Raw genomic sequence first — 25,644 nt, forward strand, 5'->3', positions numbered from 1 at the left:
CCGGTCATAGCATAGTGCCTCTTGTCTCGTGGGCTGGGATATGTGTATACGAGACAGCTCCCCTCTCCCAGAGGGAGAGGGGAGTTAGGTATAGAGCTCCGCGCGCTGGCGCGTTCGCGACAACGCTGCGTAGCAACAACGACGTAACGATCCGCTTCATCGCTGGGCTGCGGCGTTCAACCCAAGAGCAAAAAGAAAGCTGGTCGGGAAACCCGTCTGCGAAGCCGTGACAGCTAGCGAATGTACTGGGCCAGAGCTCGTGAAGGATATCCCACCCGCAATTTGCGCAGGGCATCCCGCTCGATCTGACGAATCCGTTCCCGCGTCAGGTTAAAGTGCTCCCCCACCTCCCGCAGGGTTCTCGCCTGTTGCCCGTCTAACCCGTAGCGCAACTCCAGCACTTGCCTCTCAATCGGCTTCAGGGTTTGCATGGCAGAACGCACATCCTGCTGCATCGATTGCACAAGGATCCCTTGGAAAGGCTGCTCTTGCCGCTCATCCTGCAGCAAATCGCCAAGGCAGCTTTCTCCTTCCTGGCCAACCGGCACATCCAGTGACAGGGGCAAAGCAGCAGCCTGCTGGATCATGCGCAGTTTCTTGACTTTAATGCCCAGTGCCTCTGCCAGCTCCGCCTCGGTGGGCCGCCGCCCCTGTAGCTTCATCAGCTCGCGGTTGGTGCGTTTGAGCAGGCGTACTTTATCGACCATGTGCACCGGCAGGCGAATCGTCCGCGCTTGGTTGGCAATGCAGCGGGTGATCCCCTGGCGAATCCACCAATGGGCGTAGGTACTGAAGCGAAAACCCCGTTCCGCATTGAATTTTTCGGTGGCCCGAATCAACCCGATATTGCCCTCTTGGATCAGATCCAAAAAGGGCACCCCCCGATTGAGGTATTTCTTGGCCACGCTGACCACCAGACGCAGATTAGCGTTGATCAGCTTGCGCTGGGCCTGTTCCCCTTGTCGGATGCGGGATCGTAAGGTGGATACGGAAATCTGCAGGGCCTCAGCCAGATCCTCGTCGCTGGGATCCCTGCCCCGTTGTTGCCGCCACTCCTGCCGGGCTTGATCGATGAGGAGCTTTTGCTGGATCTTGCGCGACAGCTCGATTTCTTCGGCGTGGTCGATGCGGGGCACGCGACCGATTGTATTTAAGTAGTGATCGACGGCATCTTCATTCAACCGCGAGCCGCCAGCAACCGGCTCTGGGTCGACTTCTTGAAGGGCAGACTCAGGGTCAAACCAGAGCTCGTCGAGCTCCTGAGGCAAAGAGGCAGAGTCTTCAGGATGAGGACGAGAAAAAACCACGGCCAAGTGAGGAGAGAACGTCACTTCCCAGTCTAGAAAGGTTTTTTCTTCCGGTGCGAGCGAAAATCGATCATGCCACCCTTTTTTGTCCCGAGATTTTTCCGGTTCAATGCTCGAACAACAGGGATCCCGTCCGCCAAGCCTCTGTGGGTAAGGGATTGCCCGCCAAAAGGCAGTAAGCGATTTTCGATCTAGGCCTTGAGGTAAGATTGTTCGTGGGCTGGCCAGCTCCACGGCTGGGATCCCAAAGAAAAGGGAACCTTGCCAGCTCAGGCTACCATGGGGCGATTGGCGAGCTGCGAACCTCTTCAGTCTGGATAAAGAATATTTACAACTTGCTGCTCCTATGGAGTTGAACGACCGGCACCATCCATCGGCCAACTTGATTGGGGAGCGGGTGCGCTGGGTACGGGAGAAGCTGCAACTTACCCAAGATCAACTGGCGGGCCGCTTGGCCAAGTACGGTGTGCAGTTGGACTACGTCAAGATCGGCCAGGTGGAAAAGGGAAAACGGCGCGTCATCGACAAGGAACTGGTGGCTTTTGCCAAGGCGTTGGGAGTGTCGGTCACTTGGCTGCTAAGCGGAGATGAATCCCATCTGTAGCAGTCGGGGGGAAGCTACATCCGATTTCCCTCAACCATCCCAGGGGAGCAAGACAGTAAAGATACAGGGCCCCAACGGGATCCAGATCACCGACGCCTTCACTTCTTCATCTAAACTTGATATTGTTAACTTGCTGTTGAGACGGCCCCATTTCACCTGCTTGTGTGAGGTTGACGGATGCTCTCCTTCTTTTTCAACTCTTCTGATCCGGCCAACAACCGGCAAAGCGGAGCCCATCGTGTGCCTGCCTCGGGCAAGACCACCGGCAGGCAGCGGATCCCTAACTACAACCGCATGTCTGCTCCCCATGAGGTGCTTAAGCAGGAAAAGCAGGAGCAAGAGTTTACGGAGATGGAGCAAAACATCAGCCGCATCCACTACTTCTACCGAAAAGCAGACATGCCCCTGGAGATGCGGCAAATTCTGACCTACCGTAAGTTGATGGAGCTGGACTACTTTACCCCACAAGCGGCCAAAGAGTTGCTCAGGCAGTGGCAGCAGCAGGAAGAGCAGGAGCAAGAACGCCGTCAGGCTTGAAAGAGGACGACCGCTTGCGAGCCCGACTGCAGGATTTAGTTTATGTAAAGTTCATAAATAGTTGAGGCTCTGCAGCAGGGCAAAACAGAGGCCGGCACTGGCCAAAGGCACGGTCAGGTTATCCAACCCCCACCAAGAGAACACCTCCAAGCCCATGGTTATTCCCCCCACCAAGAGGCTGATGGCGAGCAAAGGGGGAGAGAAGCCGAAGTACCCCAGCAGCAGCGCCGCGATCACCAAGGTACTCACCGCCCACATGGTCAGGGATCCCTCCCAGCTTTTTTGAAGGGATCCCAGTTGATAGGGGTGTTTGCCCCAGGTTTTGCCCACCAAGCCGGCCAAGGCATCCGCCCACGTCATCACCAAGATGCCGATCACCGCGAAGACTTGTCGCTGTGGCCGCCAAAACCAAAACAGCAGCAGGCCAATGCTGAGGGCATAGAAACAGGTGCCAAAGCTGCGCCGACCGACCCCATTCAAGCTGGGCAAAAGGGTCACTCGGTAGGAGAGCAGCGCCAGGCCGGCAAACACCAGCGAGAACCCTACCCCCAGCCAGCGGGGCACTTGCAAGGCCCAAGCCAGCAAAATGATATTGCCCACGCCGATGTGAATTGCCTTGCGCACCCATTCTCCGTCCACCTGCTGGGAGCGCAGCCATTCCGCAAAAGCAAAGACGGAGGCCAGCCAGAGAGCATAGCAAGCAAGCTGCTGGGTCAGGCCCATGAAACGGCCTCAGAGCGTTTTCAAGTAGCTGAGCAGATCCGCCATCTCCTGGGGATCGGGCTGGAACTGGGGCATGGGAGGCGTTTTGCCACCGGTTACTTGCTGAATGATAAACCGATCCGAACGGCGGCTGCTCACCCCCCGCAGGCTGGGCCCCACCCGACCATCCGCTTCTTCTCCATGGCAAGCCGCACAGTTGAGGGCAAACAAGGAAGCACCACGGCCAACCTGCCCCTCTAGGCTGAGGACAGCTTGAGTGTAGGGATCCAGCCGAGCCCCGGCACTCAACCAAACCCAGGTGACTACCGCCAGGCCGAGGAGGACGACGCCCCAACGAGCTTTTTGGGCCCAGACACCTGTGAAGAACTGCTGCAAGGACTTGAGGAAAGGTTGTAAACGCTTTTGGGAGGAGGGCAGTCGCTTCTGCTCAAACTCAGCCCAGCAGCCGGGCGACGCCTGGCTGCTGCCGGATGGCGGGATGTCTGAGAGGGAGGGATGCACAGACAACGCTGAGAGAGACCGTTTCAATCTTTTACATTTCAACCAACACAATAACTCAGGAGCCCTTCCCTGCCAATAATCTGTAATGGTATTTACTTTTTCTTAATGATTTGCCGGTCTGTCTGAGATTGCGCTCCCTCTGGGATGGCGCGGTTGGGAAAGAGCCGCTCCATCGCCTCTGCTTGGGCCCAGGGATCCCGGTTCAGGCTGTGGATGAGATTGGCCCCTGGAAAGTGCGCCTGCAGGCGGCGGTAGAAGGATAAATTACCATAAACGACGACGGCTGCCACCCGCTCCCGATGCTGTTGCAGCCAATCCAGCACATAGTTGGGCAGGGGATCGCGAAGGAAAGCTTGGAAAACCAGCCCTGGAGCGCTGTTCAAAGCAGCTTCCAGCCAAGGCAGGGGGGTGAGGGCATCGCTGACCACAGGGAGAATGCCCAACGCCGCCGGCACCTGAACAGCGGGAGACTGCAACTGCAGGTCGGCAGTGTCCAGGGGGGGATCCAGCCAGATCCAGTTCAACCATCTGGGCTCTGGGGGCGGTCTGAGGGGCCGGCCACCTTCCACCCCACCGCGGGCCATGGCGGCTTGACAGGGAGCAATATCCTGCTCGGCCAAGAGGGATCCCAGCTGGGCGGCTTTGTGCAGAGCAGAGGGCAGGTTGGCGCGCGTGTTGAACAGCTTTCCCAAAGCCGAGTCCTTGCGGATGGGATCCCCCAGCAAGAGGGGTTTCAGGTGCTCGGCGGGGGAGCCGCGGCTGAGGGCCGGGTCGGTGGGATCCTTGGCCCCCATCCAGCCGCCAACAGCGCTGAAATCCGTTTCCGCCAAGGCCGGCCACACCTGTTTGAGGAGAGTTGAGGCCGCAGGCAGGACTCGCTGCTTGGCGCGCAGCACCCGCGTCACCGATTGGGCCAGTTGGACGGCGCTGAGGGATCCCTGCTGCACCGCTTCCAAAACGGCTGCCAGCGAGGCCATTGGATCGGGGGGGGCCAAAATCAGGTCGGCACCGGCCTGGAAAGCCCGCACGGCCAATCGGTTGGGAGAGAGCTCCGTCCCAGCGGCCAGCTCCGCCAGAAAGCCGTCATCGAGTCTATCCACCACGATCAGCCCGCCGAACCCCCATTCCCGCCGCAGCAGCTGGGTGAGCCGCCCCGGCAGCAGGGTGATGGGCCAGCGCTCATCCCACTCCGGCAGCACCACATGAGAAACCAAGATCGCCCCCACCTGCTCCAGCAGGAACGGCAGCCAAGGCCCCTCTTGGAGCTGGGCTGGGGTCAGGCTCAAACGGGGGCACCAGGGGATGTCCGGTGCCTTTGAAACCTGCTCTGCTGCAGCCGACCTTACTTCCCCTTTGCCGGGGAAAGAGCTGGCCGTGGTCAGGATCCCCTCTGGGACGGCTTGCTCACATCCGCGCACAAAGGCTCGCGCCAGTTGCAAAGCAGACAGGGGATCTTCCCCCAGCAGCTCTGCGACCGGGTTAAGCAGCCAATTGATGCCGAGGGCCGCTGCTTCCCGCGCCGTGATCCAACCCCACTGTTCCGCCCAGCGCTCGGCTTCGGATCCCAGGCGGCTCAGGCCCAGGGGGTGGGGAAAAGAAGTCGCCCCCTGCAGGGCCAGCCCACGACCGGCCTCCGCCGCCACCAAAAGGGGCAGGGCAGCCCAGGTTTGCAACTCTTCCACCAGCAACAGGGCTTCTGCCACATGGCCCTCGGTCAGCCAGATGCCCCCAATCCCTACCTCTTGGATCAGCCGCCTGAGAACTTCTCGAGGGGGTGACTGGGATCCCAAACGGGCCGAGACCGGCACCACCAGCAGTTGCGCCACTTGTCGAGCTAGGGACAAGGGCTGGTCAAGCTCGTCGGCCAGAGATCCGGAGACACTCATGGGCATAACCGGAAGTCGTCAGCAATGCTGGGGGATCCCCATCTTTTGCGAAAACCCAAGCGCAGATGATCCTAGCCGCTCTCCCGGCTTCTGGCTTCCCTGCTGCCAAAACAATCAGCGCCTTTGGCGGCAGCGGTCGCAGGTGCCGCAGGGCAGGCCGGGGTGTTCCCCAGGGTAGCCAAAGTAGGGCAAGATCGCCTGCCACCGACAGCCGCGAGCGTGGATCAGGGCCTCCATCTCGTGCCAGGGATCCTGCCGCGGCGGCGGCTGCCAACGGCGGTGCAGCACCTGAAAGTGAAAGGGATCCGGCCAGCGCAGACAGCCCATCTCCTGCAACAGGCCCAGGGCCACCCGGGTTTCTCCTGGCGGCAGGTCGGCATAGGATCCCTGCGGGGGCAGAGTTTGCAGCAGGCGGCGTGCTTGGGCCAGTAGGCGCTCCTGCTGAGAATAGAAATAGGCTTGGCGCTGGCGATCGCTGGGATCCAGCAGGCCCGTCGGCTCCGAGACCAGCATCAGGGCCTGACAGGGGCCGCCATCCCGCCCGCCCCGCCCCACCTCTTGTAAATAATCCATCAAATGGGGCGGGGGATGAAAATGCAGCACCCAGCGCACATCCGGCTTGTTGATCCCCATGCCAAAGGCGTTGGTGCAAACCAAAAAGCGCAGCTCGCCCGCCAGCCAGGCCCGCTCCAAGCGCCGGCGAGATCCCGCTTCCAGGCCGCCGTGGTAAGTGGCGGTTTCTTGGTTGTGGCGGCCCAGCCACGCGGCCAGCTCCTCCCCATCCCGCCGTGTGCGCACGTACACCAGGCCCGGGCCGGGGTTTTCGGCCAGAAAACGCAACAGCCGCCGACGGCGATCCGCCGGGCTCCAGGCGATGGCCACATTGAGGGAGATATTGGCCCGCAGCGGATCGGCGCGGATGCACTCCGGATCCTGCAGCCCCAGGATGTGGCCCAGGCGAGTGCAGGTTTGGGGATCGGCGGTGGCGGTAAAAGCGGCGATGGGAAACGAGGGCTTGGCCAAAGCCGGGCGCAGCAATCCCAAACGGCGGTAGTCGGGCCGGAAGGATCCCCCCCAATGCACCAACGTATGGGCCTCATCCACGATCAGGCTGCTGATTTGCACCTGGGGCTGCTGCAGCCGTTGCCAAACGGGGGGGCTGAAGAGGGTTTCCGGCCCCAGGTAGAGCAGACGCAGTCGGTTTTCCTCAAGGGCCTTCAACACGCGCTTGCGCAGGGCCGGATCCAGCTCGCTGTGCAGACAGGCCGCCGGCAGACGGCGCTTCCAGAGATCCTGGACTTGGTCTTCCATCAGGGCGATCAGGGGCGAGACCACCAGCGTCAGCCCTGTTTGCAAGAGGGATGTGAGTTGGAAGCAAAGAGACTTGCCAAACCCCGTCGGCAATACCACCAGCGCGTCGCGCTTCTCCAGCAAGGCGCGGATCACCTGAGCCTGGGGCGGGCGCAGCGCCTCGTAGCCCCAGTACTGCTTGAGGGCGGATTGAACCTGCTGCCAATCCTGCAAACGGCAACCCCTTTTGCCGCGATTTTCTTCAGCAATCTACAGCGATTGTAAAGGGGGTTGTCCAACAACAGGCTATTTCCAATTCCACGGAACCCCCTTTCTGCCTCTAGTTCCCCTCTCCCAGAGGGAGAGGGGGTAGGGGTGAGGGAACCCGTATCGGGATGGCTGGGATCCAGGTCGCTGGCCGGGAAGGAATGCTCTTTGCTGCCCTTGGCAAGGTATCGGTCGCGTAGCATTGCGTGGCAACAGGGCGGTGGTCTTGTGCGATTCTAGAGCTGGGACTTCCCGCCTAGCTCGATGCTGGAACTATGACTGCCAATGTGCTCCGCACCGCTGATGCCAACGACTCCCCACCCTTGCTCCAGCCCAGAATGGCCTCTGTTCACCGTCGCACGGGGGAAACGGATGTGCAAATCCATCTCAACCTGGACGGCAGAGGGCAGCACGAGATCGACACCGGGATCCCCTTTTTGGATCACATGCTGGCCCAGCTCAGCACCCACGGGTTGATCGATCTCCAGATCAAGGCGGTGGGGGATCTGCACATCGACGACCACCACACCAACGAAGACGTGGGCATCACGTTGGGACAGGCGCTGGCGCTGGCGCTGCAGGATCGGCGGGGCATTTATCGTTTTGGTCATTTTTGGGCGCCTTTGGATGAGGCGCTGGTGCAGGTGGTGCTGGACTTTTCCGGGCGACCCCACCTCAGCTACGGCCTGGAGCTGACCGCCGAGCGCATTGGCCGCTACGAAACCCAGTTGGTGCGAGAGTTTTATCAGGCGGTGGTCAACCATGCCCAGATGACCCTGCACCTTCGCCAGGCAGCCGGCCTCAATGCCCACCACATCGTCGAGGCCAGTTTCAAGGCCTTTGCCCGCGCCCTGCGCATGGCCGTAGAACGGGATCCGCGGCGACAGGAAGGGATCCCCAGTTCTAAGGGGGTGCTGTAGCGGCGCCTGCGCGGGCTGTTGACCTTGAGCCTGGGACTTGTGGTGCTGCCCCATCCGACGATGGGGTTCTGTCGAGAATGCTGAGCCGCACTCGCCCGCCGGCTGCTTTGGGCAAAATCTCCAGCCACTGGTGAAGATCCAAAAGAGCTGAGCCGGCGCCAATTCACAGACCTGGATGAGGCAAAGTCTGTCCGGCAGGGATCCCCATTTGGGTTTATTCTGGACTTAGCCATCCTTCCAGGGTTGCGTCCCAGCTCAGGCGGGATCCAAAAGTCGAAAAAGGGTTTCCCGGCAGTTGCCAGCTCTGGAGGTTCTGATTCCCAGCCACTGATAGGCCCATGTTAGGGGGGGATGAAAACCATGGACATTGATCTCCGTCCGCTGATCGTTCTGTCGCCCATTGTTTTGGTGGTTGCCTGGGCTGCCTACAACATCATCAAGGCTGCCATCAAAGGAGAGGCCAAGCTCTTCGGCGAGAAGGGCAACAACCCCTTCGGCAAAGGCGGGAGCTGAACGTGCGGATCCGGCCGGCAGGCTCAGTATGCTAGGCGAGGCGACAAACCCAAAATCCGCCGATGTGATTGTCATCGGGGCCGGAGTGGCCGGTTTGGTCTGCGCAAGGCGACTGCTGCGGGCGGGGCTGCGGGTTCTGGTGCTGGAAAAATCGGCGGGCTTGGGCGGGCGCCTGGCCACCCGTCGGGTTGAGCATCTCGGACAAACGGTGCCGGTGGATCACGGGGCTCAATACCTGACTGCCGATTCCGATGGCTTTCATCGCTGGGTGAAGGAGCTGCTGGGCCTGGGGCTGCTGACGGAATGGACGCGCTCGCTTCATGTGCTGGATCGAAAAGGGCTGCGCCCGGAGCATCCCAACGAGGAGAAACCGCGCTACATCTGCCCCCAGGGCATGACGATGTTGGCCAAACACCTGGCTGCCCCGCTGTCGGTACACACCCAAACTCGTGTGGTCGGCCTCAAAAGTTTGGCCACAACCTGGCAAGTGCAGGCGGAGAATGGTCAATGCTACGAGGCTGCCGCATTGGTGGCGGCCATTCCGGCCCCGCAGTTGCTGCCTTTGCTGCAAGAGAAGATCCCTCCTGCCGATAGCCTGCTGTCTCTGCTGGGATCCGCCGAGTATCAGCCCTGCCTTGCGGTTTTGGCCGGCTACTCCAAGGACACGCCGCCGCCGCCCTGGAAAGGGATCAAGTGCTTGGAGGATCCGATGTTGGCCTGGCTGGGGTTGGACAGCAGCAAGCGCCCGCAGCCGCTCTCGCCGGTGGTGGTCTTGCATGGGGGGGCGGAGTGGTCATCTCTGTACCTGGAGGCCGGCCCACCTGAGCTAGAAAAGGCAGGTCGAGAATTGTTGGCCCACGCCGCCAAGCATCTGGATCCCTGGCTGGCTTCGCCCCAATGGATGCAGGTGCACCGTTGGCGCTACGCTTTGCCGCTGGAAACCATGGGATTGGCCAGCTTGGGCACCCGGATTCCGGCGGCTGAGGGATTGCCTTTGGTTTGTGCCGGCGATTCGTGCGCCGGGGGGCGCGTAGAAGGGGCTTGGCTCTCAGGGCAAGATGCCGCCAAAACGTTGCTCGAAATGCTGGGCGGCTCTGAGCGGTGAGGGGACGCTGACCCAGTTGGCCTGGAGCAATGCCTGCAGATCCAGGCCGAGAATTTCCATCCTCTGGGGTAGAGAGTTATGCTGACAGGGTGGATCCCTTGGCAGATAATCCATGCCCAGAACCTGTACGATCTACCGCCGTGCCCAATTTGCCGCCAGCCATCGCTACTGGTTGCCCGAACTCTCAGAAGCCGAGAACGTAGCCCGCTTTGGCCCCCAAGCCCGTTTTCCCGGCCACGGCCACAACTACGTGCTGGAGGTGGGCCTGACGGGGGAGGTAGATGAGTACGGCATGGTGCTCAACCTCTCAGAGGTCAAGCGGGTGATCCGAGAGCGGGTGATTCAAGAGCTCAACTTCGCCTACCTCAATCAAGCCTGGCCGGAGTTTGCCCAAACCCTGCCCACCACTGAGTTTATCGCTTACGTAATTTGGCAACGCCTGGCCGATGCGCTGCCGCTGACCAGCGTCCGCCTGTACGAGGATCCCGAACTTTGGGCCGAATACCGAGGAGAAGCCATGCAAGCCTACTTGACCGTTGCCACCCATTTCAGCGCCGCTCACCGTTTGGCCCTGGATCATTTGAGCCTGGAAGAGAACACCGCCATCTACGGCCTCTGCGCCCGTCCCCATGGCCATGGCCACAACTACGGCCTGGAGATCACCGTCAAGGGATCCATCGACCCGCGCACGGGGATGCTCGTGGATCTGGCGGCTTTGCAGCGGATCATTGACGAGCAGGTGGTCAAACCGCTGGATCACACCTTTTTGAACAAAGACATCCCCTACTTTGCCCAGGTGGTGCCCACCGCCGAAAACATCGCCCTCTACATTCAACGGCTGCTGACTTTGCCCCTGCGCGAGCTGGGGGTGCAACTGCATCGGGTTCGCCTGCAAGAGAGCCCCAACAACAGCAGCGAGGTCTACGGGGAGTTTCCGCTGGAAGAGCTGTTCAACTCTTCAGAAGGGCTCCCCCAGAGTTTCGGCAGCCGTGTTGCCGCGCGACGCTGATGTAACCATGTTGGATCTGGTTAAGCTGAGTGGGCAGATCCCCGCCTTTGCTCGGCACTTGCAGCAGGAGTCGCGGGCCGGTCAGGAGCGCCTGCGCCAAGCCCTGCAGGTCTTCGGGCGCCTGCAGCAGGAGCCGCAGGTTTGGCAGTCGCGTTGGACGGAGTGGGGATCCCATCTGGCCTTTACCTGCGCCAGCCCCGCCGAGCCCCCGGAAACCTGGGGATCCCTGCCCAAGGTGGAGCCGCTGCAGGGACGACACACGGTGGTGGCCACCGATGGATCCCAGATCCTGCCCAGCCACCACGAGATCGCCTATTGCTCGCTGATCAATGTTGGGCGGGTGGTTCTGCACTACGGCACCCAGGAGTGGCCGCTTTTGGATAGTCAGCCTCTGCTGCTGTATGGGCAGCGCTCGGACTCCTCTCTCTTGGAGCAAATGGCAGAAGGGTTGCAAAGTGCTGCCATTGCCGTGCGGAACCCCGGCAGCGGGACAGGGGTCTCGTTGGGGCCGGAAGTGGTGTTGGCCTTGCGGCGGGCTCAGGCAGAGCTAGAGGAGCTGGCGCAGTTGGCCCTGTCAGTGCCCCGTCGCCGCGCCACGCTGGCGCTCCTGGATGGATCCCTGATCCCCTGGGGACTGGAGCCGCTGCCCAGATCAACCCAGCGTCCCTGGCTGGATCCCATCCTGGCGACTCTGGAGCAGTTGCGGGCCGCCCGCATCCCCCTGGTGGGCTACATCAGCGCTTCCCGCAGCAGCGAAACCCTTAACTACTTACGCCTGGGGCTGTGCCCCTACCTGGGCTGCGACTGCCATCGCTACTGTGCCGGCGAGAAAACCCCCCCCTGTCACCCCTTTGCTCCCCTGCCGGATCGCGTCTTCTGGGGATCCCTGCTGCAGCCGGGAGAGCGCAGCCCCCTCTGGCGCAGTGGCGCCAGTGTCTTGGATGCCTTCGGGGAACACCACATCCACTGCTGTTACTTGAATGTCGGCGGGAAGGGAGGCCCCGAGATCGCCCGCCTGGAGTTTCCCGCCTGGGTGGCCCAGGATGCCCAGCTGCTGCAGCGGGCCCTGGCGGGAGTACTGAGCCAGGTGCAAAAGGGCTTTGGCTACCCCATTGCCCTGGCGGAAGCCCATCATTTGGCAGTGGTGCGGAGCGGGGATCGGCAGCGCTTCTTTGCCCTGATCGAGCAGGAGCTGATCCGCGCCGGCCTGCGCCATGTGGCTGTCTCCCGCAAGGAAGCCCAGAAGCGAACTGGTATCGCCTAATTGGTGCCAGTGCCGCAAAACCCTTCCTCCCTCCTACCTCCCCTCTCCCTGAGGGAGAGGGGCTGGGGGTGAGGGCTGCCTCTGGGAGAGGGGTGAGGGCGGGATCCCTACCCTCTAAGCGTTGGGCTGGCTGGGCCGGGAGCGATCGATGGTGCGGTAGGTGAGGCTGGCCGCCACCTCTAGGGCTTTGGCAGCGTCGCGGAAATAAAATCCCAGCTCCTCATCCTTTTCGGTGCGGTTGGGTTTATTGAACTTGGCCTTGAACTGCACATTGCAATACATGGCCAACCCCACCAGAACCTCTGACAGGCCGTGCTGGTTGATCAGCCGTTCCACATCCGTGAGCAGGCTTTTGATTAGGGCGTCGGCTACCGGTTCTGGCAAACTGTCCAGGTCGTGCATGGGGTTTCCTCATCCAACGAGATCAAGCGAGCTAGAGGGTTTGAAGGCGGCATAGCAGCAAGTCAAGGGCAAGTTGGCAAGCCGTTGCCATCGAATTCGCATGGGCTTCCCAAAAACAGGCGGGTAGATTTGCTGCCGCCATAATAGTCTAGAAGCCGATAAACAAAGCCCAGGACATGGGAGCTGGGGAATCGCAGGTTATGTCGCAGCTTTACGACTGTGTCATTGTCGGTGCTGGCCCCGCCGGCGGCTCTGCTGCCTACCATCTGGCCAAGCGGGGGCGCTCGGTGCTGGTCTTGGAAAAAGATCCCTTGCCCCGCTACAAACCCTGTGGGGGCGGGGTCTCTCCCATGGTGGCAGCTTGGTTCGACTTCGACTTCAGCCCCGCCATTTCCCTGAAGATCCGGCAAATTCGCTACACCTGGCGCGGCGGGGATCCGGTGGTGGCCGACCTGGATCTGCAAGAACCCGTTTGGATGGTGCGGCGGGATGTTTTCGACCACTACTTGATTCAGCAGGCGCAAAAGCAAGGGGCAGCGCTCCAGGCAACATGCCCCGTCTCCGGCCTCGAGTGGCAAAGCGACCGCTGGCAAGTGATGACAAGCACCGGCCCTGTCTGGGGTCGGTATGTGATCGCAGCCGATGGGGCAAAAGGCTCGATGGCCAAGTGGCTGGGCTTTCAAGAACGCCGCCGTCGTCTAGCCGCCGCCCTGGAAGCAGAGGTGCCCGTTGGGCAACCGCAAACTGCAGCCGCCCATTTCGACTTCGGCGCCGTGAGCAATGGCTACCTTTGGAACTTCCCCAAGGCCGATGGCTACTCGATCGGGGCCGGCACCTTTCGCGGTGGAGAAAAACAAAACCTGCGGGAAATTGCCGCCCAATATGCCCAAAGCTTCGGCGTAGACTTGAAATCGGTCAAGCAGTTCGGCCATCCCATCTGCCTCTGGGATGAAGAGCAACCGCTCCACAGCCAAAATGCCCTCTTGGTGGGGGATGCCGCCTGCGTCGTCGATCCGTTTACCGCCGAGGGGATCCGCCCTTCCCTCCTCACCGGCATGTTGGCGGCAGAGGCCATCGACCAAGCCCTGGCGGGGAACACAGAGGCTCTGGCGAACTACTCGGCCCGCGTGCAACAGGAATGGGGCTCAGAGATGCGCTGGGCTAAACGGATTGCGGCCTTGTTCTACCGCTTTCCAGGCGTGGGCTACAAGGTGGGCGTCAAACGACCGGGAGCCACTCGGCGTATGGGCCAGATCCTGGCCGGTGAACTGCGCTACAGCGATGTGGCCAGCTCGGCCATTCGCAAGTTAAGCGGCGGCCTGCTCACCTAGGCCTGGCACCGATAGACTTGAGCTAGATCGTCGAAGCGCTTGCCGATCAACAGGCAGTTGCGCCCATCCGCCTGACGAGTATAGCTCAGGTGGGTGGAGAGAGCCTTCATCAGCCAAATGCCGCGTCCCCCCTCGGATTCGGGATCGGGGTTGGCCACCAGGTGCCGGAAAGCTCCCTCCAGGTCAAACTCCTGCCCCTGATCCCAAATGCGCAACTCCAGCTCTTGCGGCATCAGGATCAGCTCAATATCAATGGGCGTACTGGGAGGCAGGGCGCGGTGGGCGTGGCGAACGGCGTTGGTAAACCCCTCCGCCAAAACCAACTGACATTCCGTCCAAATGGGATCCGGGATGCCGGCATTTCGAAAAGATTCAAACCAGGTTAAAACTTGGCCAAGAGCGTCGAGAGTTGTCTCAACCCTCAGCGCAAATGTCTGCTTCTCACCCGAAGGGATCCCTGCTGCGTTCAAAACCGAACCCCAACGATAGGGATTGAACCTGAAGCCATTTGGCCCTACCAGATTCTAGACCAAAGCCCTGCCAGAATATGTCATCCCCCATTTTGGGGGGGAAGCTAGGGAGCGATGATCAAATCCACACGGCGGTTCCGCTGCCGTCCGGCTTCTGTGTCGTTATCGGCCACCGGCAAGGTAGGGCCAAAGCCAGAGGTTGTCCAACTGATGGGATGGCCTTCCGGCAAGAGTTTCATCAAATAGTCTTTAACCGCGTTGGCGCGGCGCAGGGAAAGAGCCAGGTTGTAGTTTAGGGATCCAATGTTGTCGGTGTGACCGTTCACTTGAACGCGGGCGCCGGGCATGGCTTCCAAGGATTTCGCCACCTGGGCCAGCAGCGAGGTCGCCTCAGGTCGAATCTCGGCCTTGTCAAAATCGAACAGCAAATCCCCCGGCAGGCTGATGGTTTGGGTTCCCACCTGAAAAGAGGTGGGAGTCGGCGTTGGGGTCGGGGCGGGAACGCTGGCTTCCCCTGGAGCGATCTCGGCGGCGGTGGAAGATTCCCTGACGGGCTCAGGGGCTGTTTGAGAACGCAGCCGCTGCAGCCGCGACTCCAGTTCCTCAATTTTTATCAAGAGCTGGATCACCTGCTGGCGGATTTCCCGAATCTCCGTTTCCAGATCTGTGGGGCTCGCCTGACGTTCCTCTGGATCTGCATTTGGATCTGCATTGGCCGTTGGGCTGGCCAGCGGCGGATTGGCCTGGGGTGGGGCCAGGGTGGGCAAGATCGCTGGTGTAGGCGGAGCCGGTTGACCGGCAGAGAGGTTGGTCTCCGGTTGGGGCTGAGGTTGAGCCTGCTGGGGAAGCTCCATCCCCAGCCAGATCCCGCTGCTGACCAAGAGGATCCCACTGAGGAAATTGAGAGCAACCGTTGAGCGCTGGGACGAGCGAGGCATCCTGGGCAAACCTCCGGCTAAATGGACGCAGGCAAGGAGTGGGAACTCCACTCAACTCTAGAAAGCGATCCTAGCCGGCGACCGGAGCTCGCCGAGGGGATTCTCGGTCGGTCAAGCTGCCACTTCCCGCCATCGTTCAAAGGGCTAATCAAAACTAAGGCGGCCTCGATACCGCCCTATGATGGTCAATCCGTTGGCGGGATCCGCCACAAAGGGAGGAAAACGGGGATTGTCGCTGATCACCTTCACCTGGGATCCGGGCAGGCGCTGCAGTCGTTTGACCAACAGATCCCCATCCATCTGAAAGACATAAATGCCTTCACAGCTCAGATCCCCACCCTCCTGCCGCTCCACAAAGATCCAGTCGCCATCCTCCAAGGTGGGAGCCATGCTATCCCCCTGCACCCGAATCAGGCTCAGCTTGGCAGGGTTTCCCTTCAAATGGGCCCGCAGCCAGTTTCGCTCGAAAGCCATCACCGCGGCGATCGCTTCTTCCCGCACCAACACCCCCGCTCCCGCAGAGACGGCCACATCGACAAAAGGTACATACACATACTCTGCCTTCGAGTCGGAATCCAACCGTGGGGATCCCTCCCCTGTGATCAGCCAATTGAGGCTGACTTGGCCCACCTGGGCAATTTTCACCGCCTTGTCAATGCCGGGCACGGAACCCTTCAGGTAGCTGCGCAAGGCCGTATCGCTAATGCCGGCCCGTCGCCCAAACGCATAAATGGCCTCGTCGCCGATCACCTGTCGTAAGCGGTCTGCAAAAGAGGAGCTCGAGAAGATGGACATCGGCTTAGCGCTACAGATTGTGTATAAGCAGATTTTCACCACTATATCTTGACAAGTCAACAGCCGGTACAGCCGATTGGGGGACAATCTCCCACCTGAGCTGACCAAGGGAATCGCAACTCTCAAATGCTGTCGGTAGGCTGGCAGGAGAACTGCGCTGGCGTTAGTGTGGTTTTGGAGCCTGCTCACGGCAGGCGAGAGCCGAGCTGGCCCAGCGTTGGATAGCCAAAAAGTTCGGTTCAGATATTGCTTCTGGGTTGACTTCAAGCTGTTCTGCCTTAATCTCCATGACTTCCTCTGACCTCAAGCGCTGGCTGGATAACTTCCTGATTGCCATTGTCTTTCTGGTGTTCGCCGGGTTTGTCTGGTTTGTCTTTTCGGTGACGGGGGCTTTTGTCGGGATCCCACTGGGCTACAAGCTTTGGGTGCGGCTGTGGCTGCCTTTGTTTCAGCCGGCTTTGGGGATCCTGATGGCCGGAGCGGTGGTGAGCGGAGTGTGGGCTTGGCTGGAAAAACGCCGCTCCCGGCAATCGTGATCATCACCAGAACTGATGATTAGAATGAAGATTCGAGGGCGCAGGGGAATCCCAGACTGGCTCTATACTGAAAACGTATCTAAATGTTGAGCAACTGAGGTGGTCTGAGGTTGTGTTTGTTCTGTCCGGCTACGAGTATCTGCTGGTTTTCCTGATCGTCTGCGCTCTGCTGCCGATTTTAGCGCTGGGGGCCTCTGCGCTCTTGGCTCCCAAGCGGCGGGGATCCCTACGCCGCAGCACCTATGAGTCGGGCATGGAGCCGTTTGGGCAAGCCTGGATCCAGTTCAACATCCGTTACTACATGTTTGCTTTGGTCTTCGTCATTTTCGACGTAGAGACCGTATTCCTCTATCCCTGGGCGGTGGCGTTTCACCGCTTGGGGTTGCTGGCCTTTGTGGAGGCCCTGATTTTCATCGCCATCCTTGTGGTGGGTCTTGTGTACGCCTGGAGAAAAGGAGCATTGGAATGGTCATGACGTCTGAGAAACCGCAGGTTCTGTTTCCAGGGGCCGCCCCCCAGGTTACCACCGACCTCTCCAACAATGTCGTTCTGACGACGGTGAACGACCTGTACAACTGGGCCAAGATGTCCAGCCTCTGGCCCCTGCTCTATGGCACCGCCTGCTGCTTCATCGAGTTTGCCGCCATGCTGGGATCCCGCTTTGATTTCGACCGCTTTGGCCTGTTGCCCCGGTCTTCACCGCGCACGGCTGATTTGATCATCACGGCGGGCACGGTCACTATGAAAATGGCCCCGGCGCTGGTCAAGCTCTACCAGCAAATGGCTGAGCCGAAGTACGTGATCGCTATGGGGGCCTGCACCATCAGTGGCGGCATGTTTAGCTCCGATTCCTACACAGCAGTGCGAGGGGTGGACAAGCTAATCCCCGTGGACGTGTACATTCCCGGCTGCCCGCCGCGCCCGGAGGCGATCATGGATGCCATTGTCAAGCTGCGCAAGAAGATCGCCGCTGAAGACATGCGGGAGCGGGGCCGCCTGCAACAAACTCACCGCTACTACACGGTCAAGCACAACCTCAAGCCGGTGCCGGAGATCATCACTGGCAAGTATCTGGAGAGCGAGACCCGCCAAGCTCCTCCGCCGGAACTGGCGGCTGCCATCGGCTTGCCGGTGCCGCCGGCCTTGCAGACTGCCGACTTCAAGCAGGCGGAACAGCAGCTCAAAGCTTTGCGGGGAGGGATGTAAGATGGCAGAGGACAAAGCTCAGGAAAGGCAAGCGGAACCGTTAGCGACGTTGGAGCGCGGCCCGGTCTCCCAGTTTCTGGCCGACAACGGTTTTGACCACCAGTACCTGGGGAAAGATGCGGCGGGGGTGGAGCTGTTGGAGGTGGAGCGGGATTTTCTCCTGCCTGTGTGCACCGCCCTCTATGCCTACGGCTTCAACTATTTGCAGTGCCAGTGTGGGTACGACTTGGGGGCAGGTCAGCCACTGGTCAGCCTCTACCATCTGATCAAGCTATCGGATGGGGCAGACCGCCCGCAAGAGGTGCGGCTACAGGTGAAGTTGCCTCGCCAGGATCCGCGGCTGCCTTCCGTGTATTGGATCTGGAAGTCGGCGGATTGGCAGGAACGAGAAACCTACGACATGTATGGCATTGTTTTTGAGGGACACCCGAACTTGAAGCGGATCTTGATGCCGGAAGACTGGATTGGTTGGCCGCTGCGCAAAGACTACATCACGCCTGACTTTTATGAGCTGCAGGATGCCTACTGATCGGAGATCCCCACTCGCTGAGCAGCGTTAACAGGATGGGTTGAGATGTGGCCTTTTTTGCTCTTGGCAATTTATGCAGGTGGAGTCTGGTACTCGGCCCGCAAAGCGGATCGCGTCTATTCGGGATCCGGAAAGTGGCTGGTATCGGCTCTCTGGCCGCTGCTGTTGGTCTCGAACCGTCAGTTTCGCCAAAATTGGCGTCGCCCTCTGAGCAAGTGAGTCTGGATCTTTGGAACCCCCACCTGTGATCGTTCCTGAGCAGCCCCGGCGCGACCTGAGTTTGCCTTGGTTGTTACCTCGGTCCACACAGAGGTTGCAGGAGTTGATCGGCAGCCGCATTCGCGCTCAGGGGCCGGTGACCTTTGCCCAGTTTATGGAGTGGGCTCTCTACGAGCCGGGGCTGGGCTATTACGAGCGGGGATCCCCGGTTGGCACCGACTACCTGACCTCTCCTCACCTGGCGGCAGATTTTGCCCAACTGTTGGCGGAGCAGATCCGCCAGTTCTGGAATATTTTGGGATCCCCTTCTGTCTTCAGGGTGATCGAGATGGGGGCGGGCAGCGGCCGTTTGGCCCAGGATTGGCTGACCTACGTGCGCTCTGCTCACCCCCTTTTTTGGCAGGTGCTGGAATATGGGATCCTGGAGCGTTCTGCCCATCTGCGTCGGCTACAGCAGGAGCGACTGGCCCCTTTTGGGGAAAAGGTGCGCTGGCTGGATTGGGATGAGATCCCGGATGACTCGGTCATCGGCTGTTTTTTCTCGAATGAGCTGGTGGATGCTTTTCCGGTACATCGGGTGCAGGTGCAAGAGGGAGCGTTGCGGGAAATTTACGTCGCTTGTGGCGATGCTGCCGCAGCCGACTTCCGGGAGGTGCTGGGGGATCTGTCCACTCCTGAGCTGGGAGAGTATTTTGCCCGTCTGGGGATCCCCATAGAAACCTATCCGTCCGGTTACCAAACCGAGGTGAACTTGAAAGCCCTGGAGTGGTTGCAGCTCCTGGCCCGCAAGCTGCGGCGGGGCTACGTGCTGACTGTCGATTACGGCCACACCGCCCAGCGCTACTATAGCCCCCAGCGCGCTCAAGGCACGCTCCTGGCCTACCGACGGCACGGCAGCTACACGGATCCCTATGTTCAGGTGGGATCCCAGGATCTCACGGCCCATGTGGACTTTACGACCCTAGAGCAGGTGGGAGAATCGCTGGGGCTGAAGTATCTGGGGTTCACCCGGCAGAGCAGCTTTTTGGTGAACCTGGGGTTAACCGAGCGGCTGGCCGCTCTCAGCCAAATTGAGAACCCGCTTGACGGCGAAGCTGTGGATGTGGGCCAGGTGTTGCAGCGACGATACGCTCTTCACGCCCTCCTGGATCCGATGGGGTTGGGGAGCTTTGGGGTGTTGGTGCAGGCCAAGGGTCTGACCAGCTCAGAATATGCTCATCCTCTGCAGGGCTTTGGCGGGCCGGAGCTGGGGCTGAGGCCATGAGCCTTACTTTTTGAATTGCTTGTTGGCGGCCACTCTCACTATAGGTAGGACTGGAAATCCCCCTACCTTAGTGGGGGAAGGGAAGCCCTTGAAACAACTTTAGTCGCTCATCCCAAGTTGAAATAGCCATAACCTATGGATCTCATTCTGCGTCGGGCCAATTTGCCGGATGGCCGCAAGGGGGTTGATATCGGCATTGAAGGGGGCCGCATTGTTGCTCTGGAAAACAACTTACAAGCCACTGCCCTGCAGGAAATCGATGTGAGTGGCCGCTTGGTGTCGCCCCCCTTTGTGGATGCCCACTTTCACCTGGATGCCACCCTCACCTACGGGATCCCGCGCGTCAACCAATCGGGCACCTTGCTAGAAGGGATCGCCCTTTGGGGGGAGTTGAAGCCGCTGCTGACGCCAGAGGCAGTGATAGAGAGGGCCTTGACCTATTGCGACTGGGCGGTGGCGCGCGGGATCCTGGCCATCCGTGCCCATGTGGACGTGTGCGATCCCAACCTGTTGGCGGTGCGGGCCTTGCTGGAGGTCAAGCAAAAAGTGTCCCCCTACCTGGATTTGCAACTGGTGGCCTTTCCCCAAGATGGCTACTACCGCTCGCCGGGGGCGGTGCAGCTCTTGGAGAAGGCTCTGGATTGGGGGGTAGAGGTGGTGGGTGGGATCCCCCACTTTGAGCGGACGATGGCCGAAGGGGCAGCTTCGGTGCGGGCCCTGTGCGAGATTGCGGCGGCGCGGGGTCTGCGGGTGGATCTGCACTGCGACGAGACAGACGATCCCCTCTCCCGCCACGTGGAAACCTTGGCCTACGAGACGCAGCGGCTGGGCTTGCAGGGGCGGGTGGCCGCCTCCCACCTCACCTCAATGCACTCAATGGACAATGCCTACGTGAGCAAACTCATTTCCCTGATGGCCGAGGCAGAGCTGGGGGTGATCGCCAACCCGCTGGTGAACCTGGTGCTGCAGGGCCGCCACGACACCTACCCTAAGCGGCGGGGGCTGACGCGGGTGCCGGAGCTGATGGCCGCCGGGCTGACAGTAGCTTTTGGCCAGGACTGCGTGATGGATCCCTGGTATCCCCTGGGCAGCGGCAACATGCTGGAGGTGGCCCACATGGGGATCCACGCTGCCCAATTGACCGGCTATGAGCAGATGCGCCAGTGCTTCTTGGCCGTTACGGAAAACCCGGCCCGCATTTTGGGGTTAGAAGGCTACGGACTAGAACCCGGCTGCTATGCCGATTTGGTGGTGCTCCAGGCTGCCGATGCCGTCGAAGCCATTCGCCTGAAACCGGCTTGCCTGTACGTTTTCCGTCGGGGACGGCTGATCGCCCAAACCCCGCCGGTGGTTGCCCAGCTCCATTTGCCGGGGCGCCCGGCCCAGGTGGACTTCACCCGCCAACTCTTCTAGGGATCAACTGGATGTCAACGGCGCACGGTGCCGCTGAAGCCGCTGGCCTTGAATTGCTCCAGGGTCAAGGGCAGCGGGCTGGTCACAGGCACGGAGATGCGAATGGAGAAGGGGCTTTCGCCGGGGGGAACCTCTTCGATGGCTCCCACGCGGGTGCGCTCCGGCAGAACCTCATTGCCGTTGGCATCGTAAAGGCGACCGAAGACATCCGCATTGACCAAGGTGTTTTTGGAGCGGTTCACCACCGTCCCTTCGATGAACATGCACCTGGCCGGTATGGGGTTGCCGTTGCTGGTGACCAGGTTGGTGTATTCGGGGGTATCCGGGCAGGGGGTGATGTGCAGATCCTTCAATTGTAGGGGGATGGCGCCAAAGCCCAGCAAGAGGGCCGCCAAAGCCGCCCAGCCCAGGCTCCAGCAGAGGGAGCGAAGCCCCTTCTTCCAAACTTGGCTCATGTTTTTCCTCCAAGGCCCATCTCCCTTAGTCTAGGGGATCCCCCGCCGGGTAAAACCCCTCTTCGGTTTGGATCCCGTCCAGGCGTTGATCCCAGGGATCCTGAGGCAGAGGCTGCCGCAGCAGGCAAGCCTGCGGGACAATGCCCCACTTGGGCACACCGGGATCCGGCAGCGAGGCCAAAAAGCGGTCGTAATAGCCGCCGCCATAGCCCAAACGCCTCCCCCAGCGGTCGCAGGCCAGGGCGGGCACGAGGATCAACTCGGCTTCGGCAGGGTCGATAACCTCACTGGTGGGAGAGGGCTCCGGCAGCCCCCAGCGGTTGGGAACAAGCTCGGCTGGGTGGTAGCGATGCCATCCCAACTGCCGCTGCGGCAAGCAACGAGGGATCCCCCAGCGCTTTTCAGGGAAAAGGGCGAACAGGGATCCCAGATCCACCTCGGAGCCGAAGGCCGCGTAGGCCAAGATGGTTCTGGCCGCCAAAAGCTGGGGGTGAGAGGCCAGATGAGCCACTATCTTCTGGTCGATCAGGGAGCGTTCCAGCCCCTGCCGCACTTGGCGGAAGTGCTGGCGCAGGCGAGCTTTTTCTGCGCTAGGAGCTTCAGGGGGAAAATTGGGCTCCACAGACGGAGACAGGTTTGTTACCCAGAAGGGAGTTGCCGCAGCGCCCTGCAATCTCACCGCCTTGACTTTCCCCACCCCCAGTCAAGCTTAGGTGTGGATGTCCAGAGTCTACTGGATGGCCAGGAGCTCCACTTCAAAATCAAGGGTGGCGTTGGGTGGGATCACGCCGCCGGCGCCGCGGCTGCCGTAGGCCAACTCCGGCGGAATGCGCAAGTACCGCTTGCCACCCACCCGCATGGTGGCCAGACCTTCCTCCCAGCCGCGGATCACCTGCCCTACTCCGTAGGTAAAGATGAAAGGTTGATTGCGCTTGTAGGAGCTATCGAAGACGGTGCCATCCTGCAGCTTGCCCACATAGTTCACCACCACCGTTTGCCCCGGCTGAGGTGAAGGCCCACTGCCTTGAGCAATGTCGTAGTATTGCAGGCCCGACTCGGTGGTGATGAAGTCTTTGGCTGGGGATTGGATGCCCACCACGGGGTTGTCTTTGGCCCGCGACAGAGCCACGGCCGGCTGTCCACCCCACATCCCGATCCACAGCAAACCCAGCAACAGCAGCAGCATCCGTTTCATCTGTTGGCGTCTCCCCTCGCCGACTTTTTGCTTCCCCTTCCTTCAACGATCTTAGGGGATCCCTTCATCCTTTTATTTCGGCAAATTCGATGATCTGCCCTTGATGATCGCGCACCCAGAAGACAAAAGGCTTTTCGGAGCGGACGCTGTTGCGGATCCCTTGCTTGTTGATCCGCTTCAGGAGCGCTTTGAGGGCTTCCCGTTCATAGGTGGTGTGGCGATAGCGGACGCCGCCAGTGCGACCGGCTGCCGCCCCGTAGGCAGGCACAGAGGGGGGCCTGGAGGGACTGCCGTAGGGATCCGTGGAGCCGAGGATCACGTGCAATTGCACATTGTCGGAGAGCTGATACCAGAGGCCAGGGGTATCCGGTTGTGTCGATCCAGAAGTGGGACGGGTTCTGGTATCGAAGTGAGAGCTGAGGCCAATATCTCCCGGAAAATAGGGCGATCCCAGGCTGGAGCTGACCATGCTTTGCTCATAGCCGTAGTAGTACTGCAGCGGCAGCTCCGCCTCCGGCAGCTTCAAAACCTTTTCGTAGAAGCCCCTTGCCTGCTCCAGATCGGGCACGATGATGGTGTACACCCGGGGAGCGCCACTTAAAAATGTCCACATGGCCCCGCCATAGGCCGATAGCAACAAAAACATCAGCCCCTTCGTGGAGAGCAGAACCTCCAGGGGGATCAGCGGCAGCATCAGTCCAAGGGGGGTTGGCATTGGCACTCGTCTATTTGCGGGTGGCTCTGTAGTCCAGTATAGGATCCCTAGGCTGATGAAGCTTGCCCTGTTTGCCCCTACCCCGCGCGGTCGCCGCTTGGCCCAGCCTTTGCTGTCGCTGCTGCCGGAGGAGTGGATCTGCTGGAGCAAGGCCAACCCCCAGCGAGAGCCGCTGCCACCCCCCTGGCAAGCCTATGGGGATCCCCTGGCGGCAGCGGTGGCCCAGAGCTGGCCGCAGGTGCAGGGCTGTATCTTTGTCTTGCCAGTTGGGTCGGTGGTGCGGCTCATTGCCCCCCTCTTGCAAGACAAATACCGGGATCCGGCGGTGGTGGTGGTGGACGAAGCTGGGCGCTGGGCCATTAGCCTCTGTGGCGGCCATGTGGGAGGAGCTGAGGCGCTGGCGCGGCGGGTGGCGGCTGCCTTGGGAGCCGAGCCCATCCTCACCTCTGCCTCGGAAGGGCTGGGGATCCCGCCTTTGGATTTGCTGGGGGATCCCTACGGTTGGCAGCGGGGCGCCGGCGATTGGAACGGGGTGGCAGCCGCTCTGGCGCGGGGAGAGCCGGTGGCCGTTGAGCAAACCTGTGGCACGCAGCTCTGGCGGCGAGCCTGGCCAGCGGATCATTCTCTTTTCCTCACCGCTCCCGACCAAGCAGTGGCCCAGATCCGGATCAGCGAATCTACAACTTCTCTGGACAAGCTCCCCACCGTTCACTGGCATCCACGGGTGCTGTGGGTGGGTGTGGGCTGCGAGCGGGGCACCAGCCGCGCCTGGCTGGAGGGATCCCTGCGCCGCCTGCTGCAGGCCCAGGGGCTGGCCTTCGAGGCCGTTGCCGGCTTGGCCACCCTGGAGTTGAAACGGGATGAGGCGGGACTGCTGGAGTTGGCCCAGGCCCACGGTTGGCCCATCCAGTTCTTCTCTGCCGCGGCCCTGGCGGGGATCCCAGTTCCCCACCCTTCGGAGGCGGTGCGGCAGGCCGTGGGCACCCCTTCGGTGGCGGAGGCGGCTGCCCTCTTGGCCGCCCAGCGCATGTCGGGGGATGAGGATCCAGCCCAGGGGAGAGCCACCCTTCTCTGCCCCAAGCAGGTCTTTGCCTCAGAAAGCGAGGGAGCTTGTACCCTGGCCATTGCCCGCGCTGCTCAGGAGTATTCCCCTCGCGCCGGGCACCTGTGGCTGATTGGCACCGGCCCCGGGGATCCCGCCCAATTGACCTTGGCCGCCCGCCTGGCCCTGGCCCAAGCCGACGTGGTGATCGGCTACCAGCTCTACCTGGACTTGGTGGCGCCCCTCTTACACCCGGGCCAGATTTGCGAAGCCTTTCCCATCACCCAGGAGGTGCAGCGGGCGCAGCGGGCCATTGCCCTGGCCCAGCAGGGGCTGCAGGTGGCGGTGATCTCTTCGGGAGATGCGGGGATCTACGGCATGGCCGGGCTGGTGCTGGAGTACTTGGCCCGCAGCAGCTGGGATGGGATCCGCCCCTCTCTGGAGGTGCTGCCGGGGATCTCCGCCCTTCAGGCTGCTGCCGCCCGCCTGGGAGCCCCTCTCATGCAGGATTTTTGCGCCATTTCCCTCTCGGATCGGCTCACCCCTTGGCCGGCCATCGAGCAACGCCTGCAGGCGGCTGCCCAGGCCGACTTTGTGGTGGCTCTGTACAATCCCCGCTCGCGGCAGCGGTTGGATCCCTTCCTCAAAGCCCTGCAGATCTTTTTGGCCGCCCGCCCCGCCCACACCCCGGTGGCGGTGGCCCGCAACCTCTATCGTTCCGGCGAGGTCATCCACCTCACCACGCTGGGGGAGTTGGATCCTGAGCAGGTGGATATGTTTACCCTGGTCTTGATCGGCAACTCGCAGACCTTTCGCTACGGCAGCCGGCTGATCACCCCCCGCGGCTACCGCCTGAGCGCCTCTCCTGAGTAGGTGGGGGGATCCCAGGCGGTGACGTGCCCGAGGTGGGGGTCCCGGCCATGGGGGCTGTGGCAATCGAAGCCATCCGCGCCATCGTCATCCACGAGAAGAGTAGGATCCCCCGTTACCTTGTTTGGCTGGTTGACCGACCGACTCCAACCCCATCAGGTCACCACCGGATCCTACAGGCTGATCCTGCTGGCCTGTGGTCTGTTAGAGTACTGTTGCCGCTAGAGGGGATCGTGGCGGAATGGTAGACGCTACGGACTTAAAATCCGTTGTTCCTCAAGAACGTGAGGGTTCGAGTCCCTCCGATCCCATCTTGAATGCGAGGCTTGCAGAACTCT

At 61.1% G+C, this 25,644-nt stretch carries 29 protein-coding genes and 1 tRNA gene; 17 read left to right on the forward strand and 13 right to left on the reverse strand.

What is annotated here, in order from left to right; all coding sequences use genetic code 11:
* Nucleotides 1-233: 233 nt before the first annotated feature.
* On the reverse strand, nucleotides 234-1,307 hold the full coding sequence (locus NW851_RS11970) for an RpoD/SigA family RNA polymerase sigma factor (protein ID WP_414334645.1): 1,074 nt from the start codon (nucleotides 1,305-1,307) through the stop codon (nucleotides 234-236).
* Nucleotides 1,308-1,653: 346 nt separating this feature from the next.
* On the opposite strand from NW851_RS11970, the gene NW851_RS11975 reads away from it, so the two are divergent.
* Together NW851_RS11975 and NW851_RS11980 are read left to right on the forward strand one after the other, a co-directional pair.
* Nucleotides 1,654-1,911 (forward strand): helix-turn-helix domain-containing protein, encoded by a 258-nt coding sequence (locus tag NW851_RS11975; protein WP_414334625.1) that lies wholly within the window; start codon nucleotides 1,654-1,656, stop codon nucleotides 1,909-1,911.
* 177 nt (nucleotides 1,912-2,088) lie between these two features.
* A complete protein-coding gene (locus tag NW851_RS11980) occupies nucleotides 2,089-2,448 on the forward strand; it encodes a hypothetical protein (protein WP_414334626.1) in 360 nt (119 codons plus the stop codon).
* 51 nt (nucleotides 2,449-2,499) lie between these two features.
* Here the strand turns inward: NW851_RS11980 and NW851_RS11985 are convergent, their stop codons facing one another.
* From NW851_RS11985 to NW851_RS12000, 4 genes are all read right to left on the reverse strand, one after another.
* Entirely contained in the window at nucleotides 2,500-3,171 is a 672-nt protein-coding gene (locus tag NW851_RS11985) for a diacylglycerol/polyprenol kinase family protein (RefSeq protein ID WP_414334628.1), read from the reverse strand.
* Nucleotides 3,172-3,180: 9 nt separating this feature from the next.
* Entirely contained in the window at nucleotides 3,181-3,672 is a 492-nt protein-coding gene (locus tag NW851_RS11990) for a c-type cytochrome (RefSeq protein WP_414334630.1), read from the reverse strand.
* Between the two features lie 92 nt (nucleotides 3,673-3,764).
* Nucleotides 3,765-5,558 carry a glycoside hydrolase family 3 N-terminal domain-containing protein gene (locus NW851_RS11995; protein ID WP_414334632.1) on the reverse strand — a complete coding sequence of 598 codons (1,794 nt, stop codon included), beginning with the start codon at nucleotides 5,556-5,558 and terminating at the stop codon, nucleotides 3,765-3,767.
* Between the two features lie 114 nt (nucleotides 5,559-5,672).
* Nucleotides 5,673-7,082, reverse strand: coding sequence for a RecQ family ATP-dependent DNA helicase (locus NW851_RS12000; protein WP_414334634.1), 1,410 nt, complete (start codon nucleotides 7,080-7,082; stop codon nucleotides 5,673-5,675).
* 308 nt (nucleotides 7,083-7,390) lie between these two features.
* Here NW851_RS12000 and hisB point away from each other — a divergent pair, with 308 nt between their 5' ends.
* From hisB to NW851_RS12025, 5 genes are all read left to right on the forward strand, one after another.
* On the forward strand, nucleotides 7,391-8,035 hold the full coding sequence (gene hisB, locus NW851_RS12005) for an imidazoleglycerol-phosphate dehydratase HisB (protein WP_414334636.1): 645 nt from the start codon (nucleotides 7,391-7,393) through the stop codon (nucleotides 8,033-8,035).
* A gap of 360 nt (nucleotides 8,036-8,395) precedes the next feature.
* Nucleotides 8,396-8,548 carry a photosystem II protein Y gene (locus NW851_RS12010; protein ID WP_011432316.1) on the forward strand — a complete coding sequence of 51 codons (153 nt, stop codon included), beginning with the start codon at nucleotides 8,396-8,398 and terminating at the stop codon, nucleotides 8,546-8,548.
* A gap of 64 nt (nucleotides 8,549-8,612) precedes the next feature.
* Complete coding sequence (locus NW851_RS12015) at nucleotides 8,613-9,653, forward strand: NAD(P)/FAD-dependent oxidoreductase (RefSeq protein ID WP_414338801.1); 1,041 nt, start codon at nucleotides 8,613-8,615, stop codon at nucleotides 9,651-9,653.
* Nucleotides 9,654-9,765: 112 nt separating this feature from the next.
* A complete protein-coding gene (locus NW851_RS12020) occupies nucleotides 9,766-10,662 on the forward strand; it encodes a 6-carboxytetrahydropterin synthase (RefSeq protein WP_414334639.1) in 897 nt (298 codons plus the stop codon).
* 7 nt (nucleotides 10,663-10,669) lie between these two features.
* Nucleotides 10,670-11,926, forward strand: coding sequence for a DNA double-strand break repair nuclease NurA (locus tag NW851_RS12025; protein ID WP_414338804.1), 1,257 nt, complete (start codon nucleotides 10,670-10,672; stop codon nucleotides 11,924-11,926).
* A gap of 114 nt (nucleotides 11,927-12,040) precedes the next feature.
* Here NW851_RS12025 and NW851_RS12030 read toward each other — a convergent pair whose 3' ends face one another.
* Nucleotides 12,041-12,328 (reverse strand): hypothetical protein, encoded by a 288-nt coding sequence (locus NW851_RS12030; RefSeq protein WP_414334549.1) that lies wholly within the window; start codon nucleotides 12,326-12,328, stop codon nucleotides 12,041-12,043.
* A 200-nt stretch (nucleotides 12,329-12,528) separates the two neighbouring features.
* Here NW851_RS12030 and NW851_RS12035 point away from each other — a divergent pair, with 200 nt between their 5' ends.
* Complete coding sequence (locus NW851_RS12035; RefSeq protein WP_414334551.1) at nucleotides 12,529-13,659, forward strand: geranylgeranyl reductase family protein; 1,131 nt, start codon at nucleotides 12,529-12,531, stop codon at nucleotides 13,657-13,659.
* On the opposite strand, the gene NW851_RS12040 is transcribed toward NW851_RS12035, so the two are convergent.
* From NW851_RS12040 to NW851_RS12050, 3 genes are all read right to left on the reverse strand, one after another.
* Nucleotides 13,656-14,129 (reverse strand): ATP-binding protein, encoded by a 474-nt coding sequence (locus NW851_RS12040; protein WP_414334553.1) that lies wholly within the window; start codon nucleotides 14,127-14,129, stop codon nucleotides 13,656-13,658. The two genes, NW851_RS12035 and NW851_RS12040, sit on opposite strands and share 4 nt — an antisense overlap.
* Nucleotides 14,130-14,233: 104 nt before the next feature.
* Nucleotides 14,234-15,067, reverse strand: coding sequence for an OmpA family protein (locus tag NW851_RS12045; RefSeq protein ID WP_414334555.1), 834 nt, complete (start codon nucleotides 15,065-15,067; stop codon nucleotides 14,234-14,236).
* A gap of 144 nt (nucleotides 15,068-15,211) precedes the next feature.
* Nucleotides 15,212-15,862 carry a LexA family transcriptional regulator gene (locus NW851_RS12050; RefSeq protein ID WP_414338809.1) on the reverse strand — a complete coding sequence of 217 codons (651 nt, stop codon included), beginning with the start codon at nucleotides 15,860-15,862 and terminating at the stop codon, nucleotides 15,212-15,214.
* Between the two features lie 287 nt (nucleotides 15,863-16,149).
* Here NW851_RS12050 and NW851_RS12055 point away from each other — a divergent pair, with 287 nt between their 5' ends.
* From NW851_RS12055 to NW851_RS12085, 7 genes are all read left to right on the forward strand, one after another.
* Nucleotides 16,150-16,398, forward strand: coding sequence for a hypothetical protein (locus NW851_RS12055; protein WP_414334559.1), 249 nt, complete (start codon nucleotides 16,150-16,152; stop codon nucleotides 16,396-16,398).
* A gap of 112 nt (nucleotides 16,399-16,510) precedes the next feature.
* Nucleotides 16,511-16,873: a photosynthetic/respiratory NAD(P)H-quinone oxidoreductase subunit C gene (ndhC, locus tag NW851_RS12060; protein WP_414334560.1), complete on the forward strand. Its 363-nt coding sequence runs from the start codon at nucleotides 16,511-16,513 to the stop codon at nucleotides 16,871-16,873.
* Complete coding sequence (locus NW851_RS12065) at nucleotides 16,864-17,604, forward strand: NADH dehydrogenase subunit K (RefSeq protein ID WP_414334561.1); 741 nt, start codon at nucleotides 16,864-16,866, stop codon at nucleotides 17,602-17,604. Before ndhC ends, NW851_RS12065 begins: the two co-directional genes overlap by 10 nt.
* A gap of 1 nt (nucleotide 17,605) precedes the next feature.
* Nucleotides 17,606-18,133, forward strand: a complete 528-nt coding sequence (locus tag NW851_RS12070) for an NAD(P)H-quinone oxidoreductase subunit J (protein WP_414334563.1) — start codon at nucleotides 17,606-17,608, stop codon at nucleotides 18,131-18,133.
* 45 nt (nucleotides 18,134-18,178) lie between these two features.
* Entirely contained in the window at nucleotides 18,179-18,352 is a 174-nt protein-coding gene (locus NW851_RS12075) for a hypothetical protein (protein WP_414334564.1), read from the forward strand.
* Nucleotides 18,353-18,446: 94 nt separating this feature from the next.
* Nucleotides 18,447-19,616 carry a class I SAM-dependent methyltransferase gene (locus NW851_RS12080; RefSeq protein ID WP_414338814.1) on the forward strand — a complete coding sequence of 390 codons (1,170 nt, stop codon included), beginning with the start codon at nucleotides 18,447-18,449 and terminating at the stop codon, nucleotides 19,614-19,616.
* 135 nt (nucleotides 19,617-19,751) lie between these two features.
* Entirely contained in the window at nucleotides 19,752-21,029 is a 1,278-nt protein-coding gene (locus NW851_RS12085) for an amidohydrolase family protein (protein WP_414338817.1), read from the forward strand.
* A 14-nt stretch (nucleotides 21,030-21,043) separates the two neighbouring features.
* Here NW851_RS12085 and NW851_RS12090 read toward each other — a convergent pair whose 3' ends face one another.
* From NW851_RS12090 to NW851_RS12105, 4 genes are all read right to left on the reverse strand, one after another.
* The gene (locus tag NW851_RS12090; protein WP_414334570.1) at nucleotides 21,044-21,484 is read right to left on the reverse strand and encodes an FxLYD domain-containing protein; all 441 of its coding nucleotides are present in this window, start codon (nucleotides 21,482-21,484) and stop codon (nucleotides 21,044-21,046) included.
* Nucleotides 21,485-21,509: 25 nt separating this feature from the next.
* A complete protein-coding gene (locus NW851_RS12095) occupies nucleotides 21,510-22,163 on the reverse strand; it encodes a 5-formyltetrahydrofolate cyclo-ligase (protein WP_414338819.1) in 654 nt (217 codons plus the stop codon).
* A 51-nt stretch (nucleotides 22,164-22,214) separates the two neighbouring features.
* A complete protein-coding gene (locus NW851_RS12100) occupies nucleotides 22,215-22,679 on the reverse strand; it encodes an FKBP-type peptidyl-prolyl cis-trans isomerase (protein WP_414334574.1) in 465 nt (154 codons plus the stop codon).
* A gap of 64 nt (nucleotides 22,680-22,743) precedes the next feature.
* Complete coding sequence (locus tag NW851_RS12105; protein ID WP_414334576.1) at nucleotides 22,744-23,394, reverse strand: hypothetical protein; 651 nt, start codon at nucleotides 23,392-23,394, stop codon at nucleotides 22,744-22,746.
* Between the two features lie 55 nt (nucleotides 23,395-23,449).
* On the opposite strand from NW851_RS12105, the gene cobJ reads away from it, so the two are divergent.
* Both cobJ and NW851_RS12115 read left to right on the forward strand, forming a co-directional pair.
* Nucleotides 23,450-25,309 carry a precorrin-3B C(17)-methyltransferase gene (gene cobJ, locus NW851_RS12110; protein WP_414338822.1) on the forward strand — a complete coding sequence of 620 codons (1,860 nt, stop codon included), beginning with the start codon at nucleotides 23,450-23,452 and terminating at the stop codon, nucleotides 25,307-25,309.
* Between the two features lie 224 nt (nucleotides 25,310-25,533).
* Nucleotides 25,534-25,617: transfer RNA gene (locus tag NW851_RS12115), tRNA-Leu, on the forward strand.
* Nucleotides 25,618-25,644 lie beyond the last annotated feature (27 nt).

Origin of the sequence: Synechococcus sp. H55.7 (genome assembly GCF_047462395.1) — a bacterium.
Lineage (GTDB): Bacteria > Cyanobacteriota > Cyanobacteriia > Thermostichales > Thermostichaceae > Thermostichus.

Coding starts and splice junctions, on each gene's coding strand:
- NW851_RS11975 (WP_414334625.1), top strand. CDS start 1,654: ATGGAGTTGAACGACCGGCACCATCCATCGGCCAACTTGATTGGGGAG.
- NW851_RS11980 (WP_414334626.1), top strand. CDS start 2,089: ATGCTCTCCTTCTTTTTCAACTCTTCTGATCCGGCCAACAACCGGCAA.
- NW851_RS11985 (WP_414334628.1), bottom strand. CDS start 3,171: ATGGGCCTGACCCAGCAGCTTGCTTGCTATGCTCTCTGGCTGGCCTCC.
- NW851_RS11995 (WP_414334632.1), bottom strand. CDS start 5,558: ATGAGTGTCTCCGGATCTCTGGCCGACGAGCTTGACCAGCCCTTGTCC.
- hisB (WP_414334636.1), top strand. CDS start 7,391: ATGACTGCCAATGTGCTCCGCACCGCTGATGCCAACGACTCCCCACCC.
- NW851_RS12010 (WP_011432316.1), top strand. CDS start 8,396: ATGGACATTGATCTCCGTCCGCTGATCGTTCTGTCGCCCATTGTTTTG.
- NW851_RS12020 (WP_414334639.1), top strand. CDS start 9,766: ATGCCCAGAACCTGTACGATCTACCGCCGTGCCCAATTTGCCGCCAGC.
- NW851_RS12025 (WP_414338804.1), top strand. CDS start 10,670: ATGTTGGATCTGGTTAAGCTGAGTGGGCAGATCCCCGCCTTTGCTCGG.
- NW851_RS12030 (WP_414334549.1), bottom strand. CDS start 12,328: ATGCACGACCTGGACAGTTTGCCAGAACCGGTAGCCGACGCCCTAATC.
- NW851_RS12035 (WP_414334551.1), top strand. CDS start 12,529: ATGTCGCAGCTTTACGACTGTGTCATTGTCGGTGCTGGCCCCGCCGGC.
- NW851_RS12045 (WP_414334555.1), bottom strand. CDS start 15,067: ATGCCTCGCTCGTCCCAGCGCTCAACGGTTGCTCTCAATTTCCTCAGT.
- NW851_RS12050 (WP_414338809.1), bottom strand. CDS start 15,862: ATGTCCATCTTCTCGAGCTCCTCTTTTGCAGACCGCTTACGACAGGTG.
- NW851_RS12055 (WP_414334559.1), top strand. CDS start 16,150: ATGACTTCCTCTGACCTCAAGCGCTGGCTGGATAACTTCCTGATTGCC.
- NW851_RS12065 (WP_414334561.1), top strand. CDS start 16,864: ATGGTCATGACGTCTGAGAAACCGCAGGTTCTGTTTCCAGGGGCCGCC.
- NW851_RS12070 (WP_414334563.1), top strand. CDS start 17,606: ATGGCAGAGGACAAAGCTCAGGAAAGGCAAGCGGAACCGTTAGCGACG.
- NW851_RS12075 (WP_414334564.1), top strand. CDS start 18,179: ATGTGGCCTTTTTTGCTCTTGGCAATTTATGCAGGTGGAGTCTGGTAC.
- NW851_RS12085 (WP_414338817.1), top strand. CDS start 19,752: ATGGATCTCATTCTGCGTCGGGCCAATTTGCCGGATGGCCGCAAGGGG.
- NW851_RS12090 (WP_414334570.1), bottom strand. CDS start 21,484: ATGAGCCAAGTTTGGAAGAAGGGGCTTCGCTCCCTCTGCTGGAGCCTG.
- NW851_RS12100 (WP_414334574.1), bottom strand. CDS start 22,679: ATGAAACGGATGCTGCTGCTGTTGCTGGGTTTGCTGTGGATCGGGATG.
- NW851_RS12105 (WP_414334576.1), bottom strand. CDS start 23,394: ATGCCAACCCCCCTTGGACTGATGCTGCCGCTGATCCCCCTGGAGGTT.
- cobJ (WP_414338822.1), top strand. CDS start 23,450: ATGAAGCTTGCCCTGTTTGCCCCTACCCCGCGCGGTCGCCGCTTGGCC.